Raw genomic sequence first — 12,385 nt, forward strand, 5'->3', positions numbered from 1 at the left:
CGGCGGGTTTTTTTATGGACGAACGGATCAAGCAAGCGATCGCAGCCCACGCGCTCGCCGAGTACCCGCGCGAGTGCTGCGGGTTGGTCGTGCGGACCGCGGCGGGCGATTTGTATGTGCCGGGCAGGAATGTCGCGTCGATGCCGACCGAGCAATTCTCGCTCGCGGCCGAGGATTACGCGGACGCCGAGGACATGGGTGAAATCCTCGCGCTCGTGCACTCGCATCCGAATGGGACAGCGCAGCCGAGCATGGGCGACCGTGCAATGTGCGAGCGCGCGGGCATCCCGCTGTGGGTGATTGTCTCGCTCGGCGTGCAGATGGACGGCTCGATCGGCATCGACAACTGGCGCGAGTTCGGGTCGAGCGGGTACGTCGCGCCGCTGTACGGCCGGGAGTATGTGCACGGCGTCCTCGATTGTTATTCGCTGGTGCGCGACTGGTATCTCGCGGAGCGCGGGATCGCGCTGCCGGATTTCGAGCGCAAGGATGAGTGGTGGAACGACGGGTACTCGAACCTGTACGTCGCGCACTACCAGGACGCGGGATTTCTCGACTTGGGGCGCGATGCGCAGATCGAACCGGGCGACGTGTTGCTGATGCAAATCCGGAGCAAAAACGGCGTGCCGAATCACGCGGGCGTGTATCTCGGTGACGGCATGTTCGCGCATCACATGTACGGGCGTTTGTCCTGTCGGGCTGTGTGGGGCTCGATGTGGCGAGACTGCTGCACGATGGTGCTGCGTTACGTGGGAGGTGCCGATTGAGCGAGAAATTGCGCGAGGTGAGGCTTTACGGGATTGCGGGGGCCCGGTTTGGCCGGATTCATCGGCTGGCCGTGTCGTCTACCGCCGAGGCGGTACGTGCGCTGTCGGTGCTGATTCCGGGCTTTCGGCAGTTCCTGCTTGACGCGCGAAGCAAGGGGCTGACGTTCGCAGTGTTCAACGGTCGGCGAAACCTGAGCAAAGACGATCTCGGCGCGCCGGTCGGCGACGATGCGATTCGGATTGCGCCGGTGATTATCGGCAGCAAGAGCGGCGGGCTGTTCCAGACGATTCTCGGCGCAGCCCTGGCCGTGGCCGGTTTCGTCTTCAATCAGCCGACGCTGATCGGCCTGGGTGTTTCGATGGCGCTAGGCGGCATCACACAGATGTTGAGCCCGCAGCAGGCCGGGCTCGCGGGCGTGGCCGACAACGGCACGTCCTACTACTTCAACGGACCGGTGAACAGCGCAGCGCAGGGCGAGCCCGTGCCGCTCGTCTATGGCGAAATGATCGTCGGCTCGAAGGTCGTCAGCTCGGGCATCTATACAGAGGATCGGATGTGAGAAAGTTATACGCGGAATCCGGACTGAAGCGAATCAGTGGTGCGAAGGGCGGTGGTGGCGGCGGTGGTGGTGGTGGCGAGTCGCCGGATAGCCTGCATTCCGTCGCGCTCGCCAAGGTGCTCGACATCATTACCGAAGGGGAGGCTGTCGGGCTCGTCAAAGGCATGCAGTCGGTGTTCCTCGATGGCACGCCGATCCAGAATTCCGACGGCTCGGTCAACTTCCAGAATTACAGCGTCGACGTGCGAACGGGAACACCGGATCAGGATTTCATGCCCGGATTCCCTGCCGTCGAGCGTGAAGCGGCTGTTGGCGTGCCGTTGACTTCGGACGCACCGTGGGTGCGCCAGGTGCAGAACACGCAACTTACGGCGGTCCGTATTCGATTCGGTGTGCCGGCGCTGCAAAAGAGTGACCCCGCGTCCGGTGTTTTTGGCTGTCGAGTGGAGTACGCGATTGATCTGTCGGTCGACGGCGGATCGTACGCGCAGGTGCTGTCGGCCGCATTCGATGGCAAGACGACATCGCTCTACGAGCGGTCGCATCGGATCGAGCTGCCGCGCGCGAAAACCGGATGGTTGGTGCGTGTGCGGCGTATCACGCCGAACGCGCACAGCTCGTTGATCGCCGACGCGGTCAATATCGAAGCGATCACCGAGGTTGTCGATCGAAAGCTGCGCTATCCGATGACGGCGCTCGTCGGCATGACGTTCGACGCACGCTCGTTCTCGCAGGTGCCGGTGCGGTCGTACCACGTTCGCGGCCTGATTGTTCGTGTGCCATCGAATTACGCCCCGGAAACACGCGCGTACTCCGGTACGTGGGACGGCACGTTCAAGCTGGCATGGACCAACAACCCGGCGTGGATTTTCTACGACTTGCTGTTGAGCGAACGCTACGGCCTCGGCAAATCGGTCGACGCGTCGATGATCGACAAGTGGGGGCTGTACGAAATCGCGCGCTACTGCGACGTGATGGTGTCGGATGGCAAGGGCGGCGTCGAGCCGCGTTTCACGTGCAATTGCGTGATCCAGTCGGCGGCCGATGCGTTCAAGGTGCTGCAGGACATCGCCAGCGTTTTCCGCGGAATCGCGTACTGGGGGCCGGGTGCTGTGGTTGCTTCGGCCGACATGCCTTCGGATCCGGCGTATGTGTACACCGCGGCGAACGTAGTCGGCGGTGCGTTCCGGTACGTCGGCAGTGAGCGCAAGACGCGATATACGGTCGCGCTCGTCAGCTACAACGACCCGACGAACCAGTACAAGCAGGCAGTCGAGTATGTCCCGGATGAGGATGGCATTGCTCGGCACGGCGTCGTCAAAACGCAGGTCACGGCGTTCGGATGCACATCGCAGGCGCAGGCGCATCGGCTTGGCCGGTGGATTCTGCTGACCTCGCGTTACGAATCCGGAACGGTGTCGTTCCAGGTTGGTATGGACGGCGTGCTGGTTGGCCCTGGCCAGGTGATCGCGATCGCCGATCCGAAAAAGGCCGGCAGGCGAATCGGTGGTCGCGTTCGTTCCGCGGCAGGCGCCGTCGTCGCGTTGGACAAGGCTCCAACGGTTGCAGCAGGTGACCGCTTCACGGCAATCCTGCCGTCGGGCGTTGCACAATCGCGCGCGGTGAAGTCGGTAAGTGGCGATGTGCTCACTTTGGTGGATCGATTCGATGCCGACCCGGTGTCGGGTGGAGTGTGGATGGTGGAGAGCAGCGAGCTCGCAGCGCAGCTCTATCGCGTTGTCAGCGTGCAGGAGAGCGATGACGACGGCCAGATCGCGTACACGATCACGGCGACGATGCACGAGCCGGGGAAATACGCGGCGATCGACGATGGTGCGCAGATCCAGCAGCGACCGCCGACGATCATTCCGCCGTCGGTGCAAGCGTCGCCAACGAACGTGCAGATCTCGACTTACTCGGCGATCGACCAGGGCATTTCGAAAACGACAATGGTCATCGCGTGGGACGCCGCGGATAACGCGGTGACGTACCTGCCCGAGTGGCGCAAGGATAACGGTGAGTGGGTGACAGTCGCGCAGACGGGCGGTCTGCAAGTCGAAGTGCCGGGCATCTATCAGGGGCGCTACGTGGCCCGTGTGCGGGCGCAGAACGTGATGGGTGTCACGTCACTGCCGGCCGTCAGCGCGGAAACGCAACTGACGGGCAAAACAAGCCTGCCGCCGGCTGTCGTGTCCCTGAAAGCTGCCGGCGTCGTGTACGGCATCAATTTGGATTGGGCGTTCCCCTCTGACGGTTCAGCCGGTGACACGCAGCGCACGGAAATCTGGCAGAGCCGCACACCGAACCGTGCCGACGCGATTAAGTTTTCCGATTTCGCGTATCCGCAAGCGTTCACGTCGATTCAAGGGCTTGCGGTCGGTCAGGTGTTTTATTACTGGGCGCGCCTGGTCGACACGACGGGGAATATTGGCCCGTGGTTTCCGGCTACCGGTCCCGGCGTGCAGGGGCAGCCGACGACCGACCAGAGTGCCTACGAGAAATTCTTCGAAGGGCAGATTTCCCACTCGGCGCTCGGCGAGGATCTGAAAAAGCCGATCGACGCGATTCCGGGCATCCAGCATGGCGTCGCCGACAACGCGAAGGCGATCGCGAAGGAAGTGACAGACCGCGCGGCTGCAGTTGCCGGCGAGGCACAGGCCCGCGCCGATGCGGTCTCGGCTGAGTCGCGAGATCGTGCGGATGCAATTGCTAAGGAGGTGAAGGATCGAACGGACGCGATCGCGAAGGAGGCGACGGATCGCGCAAACGCGGTGGCGGACGAGGCGAGACAGCGCGGGGCGGCGGTCACCGCCGAGCAGCAGACCCGGCAGACTGCCGATGATTCGCTTGGCAAACGGATCGATACCGTGACCGCGAGCGTTGGTGATGCGTCGGCGGCGATCAAGGCGGAGGAGACTGCGCGAGTCGGTGCAGACGGCGCGCTGTCGACGCGCATCGACACGGTGGTTGCGAAGTCGAACGACAACGCGGCGGCTATTTCGTCGGAGGCGACGACGCGGGCCGGCGCCGACACAGCGCTTGGTAAGCGGGTTGATGCGGTGGTGGTCGACGTCGGCGTGAACAAGGCCGCGATCACGGCCGAGCAGCAAGCTCGTGCTGACGCCGATGGCGCGCTGTCGACGCGTATCGACACTGTGGTCGCGAAATCCAACGACAACGCGGCGGCTATTTCGTCGGAGGCGACGACGCGGGCCGGCGCCGACACGGCGCTCGGTAAGCGGGTGGATGCAGTGACGGTGGACGTAGGCAACAACAAAGCAGCCATCACCACCGAACAGCAGGCCAGGGCGGATGCCGATGGGGCACTCGGTAAGCGTGTCGATGCCGTGACGGCGACGGCGAATGCAAATGCCGCGGCGATTACTCAGGAGCAAACCGCGCGCGCAGATGGAGACGCGGCAAATGCCGGCACTATCGCTGTTGTGCAGGCACAGACGAATGCGAAGAACTCGACATTCAGGCAGTCGGTTATGCCGATCGCAAAGGCGATCAACGATGTGTGGATCGATCTGGGTAGTGCGAACCTGTTCAAGCAATCACAGGCTTTCGCGGCCGCTTCAGCGTGGGGGCGCAATTCGCTTGTCACGAGTGTTGTCGATAACGCGGTGATCGCACCGGACGGCACGAAAACAGCAGCAACGTTGAGCGTCAGCGGTCAGGGTTATATCTATCAAGGCTCGTCGATGGTGGCGGGTGAGAGGTACACCCAATCGATTTTTGCGCAGGCAGGAACCGCGACGCAGATTGCCGTGCAATCGTTCCAGCAGACAGGTGTGCAGTATTTCGATCTGGCTGCTGGCAAGGTTGGTACAACATCGGGGATTGCGACCAATCCACAAATCGTTGCGATTGGTGGTGGCTGGTATCGGTGTTCGGTCACGTGGGCGCCGACGTCTACCGGGGCAAATAACGTCGGCTACAACATACCGCTGACGGGGGCGGGGGCTGTCAACATTTGGGGGGCGCAGCTCGAAAAGCTCACGGGAACGGGGCGATACATCCCGACAGCAACCGACATCGTCAGCACCGCCGGTAACAATACGATGCTGGTGTGGGATGGTGGTGTCTGGGTGCCGTCACAGGATGCACGCATCGCGAACAACGCAGCTGCGATCTCGACCGAAGCCGATGCTCGAGTCACCGCCGACAATGCGCTGTCGAACCGGATCGACACCGTAACCGCTTCGGCTGCAGTGAATTCCGCTGCGATTACCACGGAACAGAAAGCACGCGCGGATGCCGATGGTGCGCTGTCGACGAGGATCGATTCGCTCAGTTCGACGGTTGGAGGAAACGCGGCAGCGATCACCGCAGAGCAGACGGCCAGATCCGACGCTGACTCGGCGCTGGGTAAGCGCATTGACACAATCAGTGCAACTGTCGGGCAGAACACCGCCAATATTACGGCGGAAAAACAGGCGCGGGCTGATTGCGATAGCGCCCTGTCGAATCGTATTGAAAGCGTGTCGGCGCAGATCAACGTGCCGATGGCCGGCGACACGGGGCAGGCAGCCGGATCGACGAAGGTAATGGCCGGTGTTTACTCGGAACAGACCGCGCGTGCCGAGGCTGACATGGCGCTCGCGCAACGGCTCGACTCTGTTACCGCGCAGATGGAGAACGACCAGGCGTCGCTGATTGCCGATATTCGAACCGAGTCGGAGGCTCGCGTCGATGCGATCAGTGCGCATGCCGAGCAGATCACGACGGTTCGTGTACAGGCTAACGCGAACGCGGCAGCGGTCGAAACGGTCGCGCAGTCGTATGCGGATCTGAATGGCCGTGTTTCCGCGTCGTATCAGATCAAGACGCAGGTCACGACAGACGGTCGGACGTACATCGCTGGTATCGGCATCGGGATCGATAACAGCGGCGGGATCGTTGAATCGCAGGTGTTGGTGTCGGCGAGCCGCTTCGCGGTGGTCGACCCGAACAACGGCGGCTCGTCGATCGTGCCGTTCGTGGTGCAAGGCGGGCAGGTGTTCCTTCGTCAGGCGCTGATCGGTGCTGGCTGGATCACGAACGCGATGATCGGTAGCTATATCCAGTCGGATAACTACATCGCAGGGCGGCAGGGCTGGCGGCTCGACAAGAGCGGCTGGTTCGAAATCAACGCCTCTGACGGTAGCGGGAATCGGTTGGTGGTGGATGGTAGCAGCGTCCGGGTCTATGACGGTAACGGCGTGCTACGTGTGCGCATGGGGATGTGGTGATGACGGCCGGACTTCAGATTTTTGACGGCGCCGGCCGCCTGATCCTCGACGCGAAGTCGCGCGCGGGGCGCGTTATCGGCATCGTGCACACGGGCGGGAATGACGGGAGCGTTGCGGCCAGCATGACCGGCGGAGAGCCGTTTTGGGCCTTTATGCCGGATCAGATTTTCTATCGCGTTTCCGGCGCTGAACCGTCGCCTGTCATCGCGATTAACGCGGGCAGCGTCAGTTGGTCGTACAGCGGAAACGCAAGCGGATCCAATGCGTACACGAAGGTTCCAGGTTGGATCGTCTATGGGGTGTATTGATGGCGGCAGGATTCCAGGCGTTCACCGATACCGGTGTGTATCAGATAGACGGCTCGACACCAAACTATCAGATGGTGCAGGCGATGTCGGCAAGTTCGGCGGATGGGGTGCTGCAGCTGGCGCTCAACGACGCAGGGAAGCCGTTCTACACGACGTTGCCGAACGTTTCATTCTCGTTCAACTCGACGGCCGGTCCGATGTACGGCGTGTATGCGTCGGATGGAGTCGGAATCACGGTGTGGCGCAGTTCGCGAAGCGGCAACACCTACACGCTGACGTTTATCACTGAACGGCCGTGCACGGTCTACTTCTTCCTGTTTGATCGTGTGCCGCCGGTGGCCGGCAAGTTTGGGCTGCAGGTTTTCAACGAGCGCGGTGATCTGATCGCAGATTCGTCGAAGCCGTTCCTTCGCGTGCTCGATGTGATTTACGACGAGTACTTGCCTGGAACTGGGTGGGCAACGCTAGGCGCACCCGGTGCCACGTGGCAATCGAGGACGTACGGTATGCCAATCGTCGTATCGGGAATTTACCCGGTTCGCCAAGCATGGAGCTATGACCCGGCGGGCGTCGAACTGAGCTCGATTCGCGTCAACGGGAATACGGTCTCGTGGGGCACAACAATGTACGGAGGTGGGCGAAAGCCAAACTGGTCAGGATTTCGAGAGCAATGGCATTCGCGCTTCATGGTGCTGGATGCGACGGGAATTGTGTGATGGGCTGCCAAATTTGGCGGCCTTTTTCAGTTTTGGGGTACGGGGAACGGGAGCCGTAATGCAAGAGCATGAAAAGACCATCTTGGAGTTGATTCTCATGGGCGGGTTGATTGGTATCGCGAAGGTGCTGGTCGGTCACGAGCCGTTGTCGTTTCGGCTCGTCGTCGGCCGGGCGGTGCTCGGCTCCGCAACGTCGATGGTGGCAGGAGTCGCGTTGATGCAGATCCCGGACTTGCCGCCGATCGCATTGCTCGGGCTCGGAAGCGCGTTTGGCATCGTCGGGTCGCAGTACCTGGAGGTGCTGCTGCGCAGGAAGGCAAAGCAACTTTTTGGGGAAAGCAAGAATGGGTAACTACGACGCATTGAAGCTGAAGGCTGAACTCACGCGCGACGAAGACCGGCGGTATCGTATCTATACCGACACGGTCGGGAAGGTGTCGGGCGGCATCGGCCGCAACCTGACCGACAAGGGGTTTCGCGACAACGAGATCGAGCTGATGTACCAGAACGACATCGCGGAGGCCGAGGCGTGGCTCGATCGCAATCTGCCGTGGTGGTCGTCGCTTGATCCGGTTCGGCAGCGCGTGATGATGAACATGGCTTTCAACATGCAAGGGAGGTTGCTCGGGTTTCGCAATTTCCTCGCGGCTGCGCAACGTGGCGACTGGCGCAAGTCTGCGGACGAAATGCTCGACAGCCTGTGGGCGCGGCAGGTCGGAGATCGCGCGAAGCGGCTCGCGTCGATGATGAGGTCCGGCGTATGACGTGGCTTGATCCTCGCATTTGGCTCGCGGTACTTGTCGCGATGTTCGTCGGCATCGTTGCCGGCTATGCCGACGGGCACCGTGATGCGGACCAGTCCGCCAAGGTCGCAGATCAGGAAAAACAGATCGAAGATCTGATGGCAGAACGCGATGAATTTCGCCGCCGCTTGGTGGCGCAACAGGAGATTGCAACCGATGCCGCGAAACAACGTGATGAGGCGCTGCACGCTCGTGCTGCTGCCGATGGTGCTGCTGACGTCCTGCGTAAGCAAGTCGCCGTGCTTGTCGCCGATGTTCGAAGTGCCGGCGCTTCCGCCGGAAGCCCGGCAACCGGCGACGCCCTCGATCTGCTTGCCGACGTGCTCGGCCGGTCTGATGAAACGTCGGGAGAGCTGGCAAAGATCGCTGACGATCGGGGCATCGCCGGCAAGCAGTGTGAACGTGACTACGACGCGCTGACGTCGATTGCAAGGAAGTGAGGTGAGAATGATCGCAGAGGATCCATTCAAGGGCTGTTTCCATTGACACAAAGCGGGCGCTTGCCAGTCGGGTACAGTTGCAAACGGCTACGTGCATAATCGGTCCCTAGATGGGTTCAACGCACACAACCTCGGGGGGAGGACACGTGACTAAGGGATTCGATTGGGTTCCGTTTTACGGCGAAATGTCGCAAAAGTTGCTGGCATATCGGGACAAGCAGTTGGTGTTGATAACTATTCTCAAGAGCGCCGGCGTCAATGGACTAATGGATCAAAATCCGGAGGGCACAACAGTGCCTCTCACGGAGATCGATCCATTCACCTTTCTCGCGCTCTTGAATAAGCAATCATTTGTCGAAAGAGAGAGAGTTCTAGCGATCATCAAGCCCCAACTTGGCATCGTTGCGGATGTACCTCACGGATTCCTTGGCATCCCCAAAGCCGATGCTCGTCAGACCTGGCTTTTCCCGTACCTATACGACCGAAATCACGATGACATCGACAAGCTTTGGGATCTGTATGAGGAGGTCATGTCCGGTAAGAAGATCAGTGAAGCGGTCTTCGGCAAGGCCCAGGAGGTCAAGTACACGGGGCATGCGAAACTGACTCAAGCGATTTTTCGGGCCGCGCCGGAGAGATTTTTTCCGGTGGATGGGCAGACCACTAGCTATTTGGCGGGGCTGCGCCTCCCAAATGTTTTCAGATCTGCTAGGGAGTTTCAGGATATCTGCGCCAAGGTCAAGAAGAGGGTGTCGAAGCCACTTTACGAGCAATCTCATGATGCTTGGTTTGCAAACCAGAAAAAAGAGCCCGACGCTGAAACCGAATATCAAATGAAGGTGTTGGAGAAGGCTGCTAAGTCCCAGCGGGTCATTGAAGGCAAGGGTGGCGTCGCGGTGCCCAAGATCGGATCATCTGGTCTCAGCAAGGCGGGATATCAGCGTAACCCCACGGTGGCGGCTAGGGCACTTCAATTGGCGAATTTCAAATGCGAAATTGATGCCGAACACCAAACCTTTATCTCGAACGCCACGGGCACACCGTACGTGGAGGCCCACCACCTGATCCCTTTTAGCAATCAAGGTGGTTATCCGTTCTCGCTCGACGTCACAGCCAATATCGTTGCCCTTTGCCCCAATTGTCATAGGCGATTGCATCACGGCAAGGCAGACGAAAAGGTACGCGATATCAACTTTCTGTTGTCCGAGCGCGAGGACCGATTGGTAGAAAAGAGACTGAAGATCAGCAAGGAAGAGTTGCTGAAGCTGTACCGAGGCGATCTATTGGAGGAGAACGCCTGACGATTCTCCCTGGCTATCGTCTCAGCGCTATCGAGTTCTGCCTTGGTTTCGAGCGGCCAGGGCCATTGCCGCCCGGGTGTTGTCACATCAGCCCGGCACGACGCATTTCATCGCGGAGCATGAAGTAAAGTTTGCGGAAGGGGCCGAACGGACCACCGAGCTCGCCATGATTCGTGGTATTGCGGTTCGCGCCTTCCCACCAGTCCATGACCTTCTGAAGTGATTTTCGGAGCGTCACAATTTCTAGGATGAGGCGCCGGATTTCTGGATCCTGGTTGTTCCGCCATATCTCGCGTAACTCGGTCTCGGTCGGGGCAACGAACCCCGGCATCTTCGTTGCGTGATTTCGGTATGGGTCCGTAAGCGGCACGACGTTGCGATCCACTTTCGTGTCCTCGATCGCGCGCGCGTCCGATTCATCGAGAAATTGGCCGGTGAGAAGGTGAAACTCGCCAGCCGTGACCGTCGGAGAGAAACCGGCATATCGCGCGGCGTGGCGCGCCGGGCAGCGCTGCTTGATACCGGCCGCTTGGATCTACGAACCGAACTGGGAGACGGGCAAGCACGTGCGGTACCGGATCGGCGTGGCCGACTGGCAGCCGTACTGCGTGGCTGGCGTATGGCGCGCATGGAAGGGGCCGGACGGCGCCGAGACCCTCGCGATGGCGATGCTGACCGTGAACGCCGACGAGCACCAGGTCATGAAGCACATGCACAAGCCGGGCGATGAGAAGCGCTCGGTCGTCATCCTGCGACCGTCCGACTATGACGAGTGGCTGCACACGAAGAACGTCGAGGCGGCTCGTGCGATGCTGCAGCTTTATCCGGCCGATCATTTGGTGGCAGAGACGGCCGCGAAATAAAGGGCTATAAATCGCAAATCACATCCGTTGTCGGTCTGACACTGGAGTGTCGGCTTTGCCTGAGGTCGGTGGTTCGCGAACATGGATGCGCGTCCTGCGTTACGACCTGTGGTTGGTATGGGCGGAGTCGCCACTTCGTCGAGCGGGGTTCGGCCAGGAGCGGCCAGTCGCTACCTGATCCCGATAGTGGCCATCCGGGCGAGGCGGTATGCTTTATGCCTATCTGGTGGTAAATGTCATTCGGACGCTCTTTCACTACATCCGCGCAAAGGTGCGCCAGTGAGCGAGAGGATTAACACTGCGGTGCAGGGGACGCTGCGCGATAAAGCGTCGCGTAGCGCCCTTGACTTTGAACGTTAAGCGCTTCCATCGATGTCTCAGTTCATCCATCCCATCACGCAACTTGTGCATAGCACGGTGCGCATTGAATGCACGGATTCACAGAATAGAATCTCATCGGGTTCTGGCTACATCTTTATGTTCTGCGAGGCAGAGGGGAAAGCACTTCCCTGCGTAGTGACGAACAAGCATGTTGTCGAGGGTGCGATCCGAGGAGTCTTTCATTTGACGTTGAAGAATGAAGACGGTACTCCAGATCTTGGGAAGCATGAGGCCGTAGTCCTTAACGATTTGGGTAAATATTGCATACCCCACCCTACAGCCACGATAGATCTAGTTGCCCTTCCTATAGGCCCAATCTTAAATAGTGCAAGCAAGGACGGGCGGGCCTACCATTTCGTACCTCTTGGTAAAGGGACGCTCGCAAGCAACGATCTTCTGGAGTCTTTGCCTCCGATGGAGGAGATCGTGATGATTGGTTACCCAAACGGTCTATGGGATCAGCTTCATAATCTACCAATCATCAGAAAGGGAATTACGGCGACACATCCCAAGCTGAAATTGAACGGGAAGCCTGAGTTCCTCATTGATGCAGCTTGCTTCCCTGGCTCGTCAGGATCCCCCGTATTCTTGGCGAATATTGGGAGCTATGTCAGCCCGGACGGTGCGCTATGTGCAGGGAGTCGAGTGGCATTGCTTGGAACCCTGTACGCCGGCCCTCAACACACTACAACCGGCGAGATCGTCGTAGTTGACGTTCCAACGGATACGAAGCCGATAGCAGTTGGAAGTATCCCGAACAACCTTGGATACGTGATTCAGGCAAGTGAGCTTTTGGTGCTCGAAGAGGCCGTAAGGAAAGCTTTTCAGCCAGCGCCGGCGGTGTCCCGAAACGCGCGGTGCCCCTGCGGAAGCGGAAAGCGATACAAGGAGTGTTGTGGTGCACTTAACTAGGTTCTTGCGGCAGCCGCCTAACATCTCATTGAACGACAGCTTTCGTCAAAGCTCAACGGCAACAACGGGGCGGCTACGGAAGTTGGCGGCTGATGCTGCG

11 protein-coding genes and 1 pseudogene are annotated in these 12,385 nt (G+C 60.0%); 11 read left to right on the forward strand and 1 reads right to left on the reverse strand.

Annotated elements, in window-relative coordinates; genetic code table 11:
• Positions 1–14 precede the first annotated feature (14 nt).
• The 9 genes from GEM_RS20130 to GEM_RS20170 all read left to right on the forward strand — a co-directional run bounded on the left by GEM_RS20130 (position 15) and on the right by GEM_RS20170 (position 10,129).
• Positions 15–767 (forward strand): C40 family peptidase, encoded by a 753-nt coding sequence (locus tag GEM_RS20130; protein ID WP_014899223.1) that lies wholly within the window; start codon positions 15–17, stop codon positions 765–767.
• Complete coding sequence (locus GEM_RS20135) at positions 764–1,327, forward strand: tail assembly protein (RefSeq protein ID WP_014899224.1); 564 nt, start codon at positions 764–766, stop codon at positions 1,325–1,327. The genes GEM_RS20130 and GEM_RS20135 overlap by 4 nt, the downstream gene beginning before the upstream one ends.
• Positions 1,324–6,561: a phage tail protein gene (locus GEM_RS32300; protein WP_014899225.1), complete on the forward strand. Its 5,238-nt coding sequence runs from the start codon at positions 1,324–1,326 to the stop codon at positions 6,559–6,561. Before GEM_RS20135 ends, GEM_RS32300 begins: the two co-directional genes overlap by 4 nt.
• On the forward strand, positions 6,561–6,869 hold the full coding sequence (locus tag GEM_RS20145; protein ID WP_014899226.1) for a hypothetical protein: 309 nt from the start codon (positions 6,561–6,563) through the stop codon (positions 6,867–6,869). Before GEM_RS32300 ends, GEM_RS20145 begins: the two co-directional genes overlap by 1 nt.
• Positions 6,869–7,585, forward strand: a complete 717-nt coding sequence (locus GEM_RS20150) for a hypothetical protein (protein WP_014899227.1) — start codon at positions 6,869–6,871, stop codon at positions 7,583–7,585. Before GEM_RS20145 ends, GEM_RS20150 begins: the two co-directional genes overlap by 1 nt.
• A 58-nt stretch (positions 7,586–7,643) precedes the next feature.
• Positions 7,644–7,937: a phage holin family protein gene (locus GEM_RS20155; protein WP_014899228.1), complete on the forward strand. Its 294-nt coding sequence runs from the start codon at positions 7,644–7,646 to the stop codon at positions 7,935–7,937.
• Positions 7,930–8,349 carry a glycoside hydrolase family protein gene (locus GEM_RS20160; protein ID WP_014899229.1) on the forward strand — a complete coding sequence of 140 codons (420 nt, stop codon included), beginning with the start codon at positions 7,930–7,932 and terminating at the stop codon, positions 8,347–8,349. Before GEM_RS20155 ends, GEM_RS20160 begins: the two co-directional genes overlap by 8 nt.
• Positions 8,346–8,828: a DUF2514 family protein gene (locus GEM_RS20165; RefSeq protein ID WP_041490765.1), complete on the forward strand. Its 483-nt coding sequence runs from the start codon at positions 8,346–8,348 to the stop codon at positions 8,826–8,828. Before GEM_RS20160 ends, GEM_RS20165 begins: the two co-directional genes overlap by 4 nt.
• Positions 8,829–8,974: 146 nt before the next feature.
• Complete coding sequence (locus GEM_RS20170; RefSeq protein ID WP_014899231.1) at positions 8,975–10,129, forward strand: HNH endonuclease; 1,155 nt, start codon at positions 8,975–8,977, stop codon at positions 10,127–10,129.
• An 82-nt stretch (positions 10,130–10,211) separates the two neighbouring features.
• Here the strand turns inward: GEM_RS20170 and GEM_RS20175 are convergent, their stop codons facing one another.
• Positions 10,212–10,514 (reverse strand): hypothetical protein, encoded by a 303-nt coding sequence (locus tag GEM_RS20175; RefSeq protein ID WP_014899232.1) that lies wholly within the window; start codon positions 10,512–10,514, stop codon positions 10,212–10,214.
• A 79-nt stretch (positions 10,515–10,593) separates the two neighbouring features.
• Between GEM_RS20175 and GEM_RS20180 the strand changes: the two are divergent.
• A pseudogene (locus tag GEM_RS20180) lies at positions 10,594–10,992 on the forward strand (SOS response-associated peptidase family protein); the annotation flags it as partial.
• Positions 10,993–11,469: 477 nt separating this feature from the next.
• Positions 11,470–12,285 (forward strand): S1 family peptidase, encoded by an 816-nt coding sequence (locus tag GEM_RS30320; RefSeq protein ID WP_272148452.1) that lies wholly within the window; start codon positions 11,470–11,472, stop codon positions 12,283–12,285.
• Positions 12,286–12,385 lie beyond the last annotated feature (100 nt).

The sequence above is a fragment of the Burkholderia cepacia GG4 genome (assembly GCF_000292915.1).
GTDB classification, from domain to species: Bacteria; Pseudomonadota; Gammaproteobacteria; order Burkholderiales; family Burkholderiaceae; genus Burkholderia; species Burkholderia cepacia_D.

Bases quoted from the DNA above. Each gene is read 5' to 3' on its own strand.
- GEM_RS20130 (WP_014899223.1), top strand. From the start codon at position 15: ATGGACGAACGGATCAAGCAAGCGATCGCAGCCCACGCGCTCGCCGAG.
- GEM_RS20145 (WP_014899226.1), top strand. From the start codon at position 6,561: ATGACGGCCGGACTTCAGATTTTTGACGGCGCCGGCCGCCTGATCCTC.
- GEM_RS20150 (WP_014899227.1), top strand. From the start codon at position 6,869: ATGGCGGCAGGATTCCAGGCGTTCACCGATACCGGTGTGTATCAGATA.
- GEM_RS20155 (WP_014899228.1), top strand. From the start codon at position 7,644: ATGCAAGAGCATGAAAAGACCATCTTGGAGTTGATTCTCATGGGCGGG.
- GEM_RS20160 (WP_014899229.1), top strand. From the start codon at position 7,930: ATGGGTAACTACGACGCATTGAAGCTGAAGGCTGAACTCACGCGCGAC.
- GEM_RS20165 (WP_041490765.1), top strand. From the start codon at position 8,346: ATGACGTGGCTTGATCCTCGCATTTGGCTCGCGGTACTTGTCGCGATG.
- GEM_RS30320 (WP_272148452.1), top strand. From the start codon at position 11,470: ATGTTCTGCGAGGCAGAGGGGAAAGCACTTCCCTGCGTAGTGACGAAC.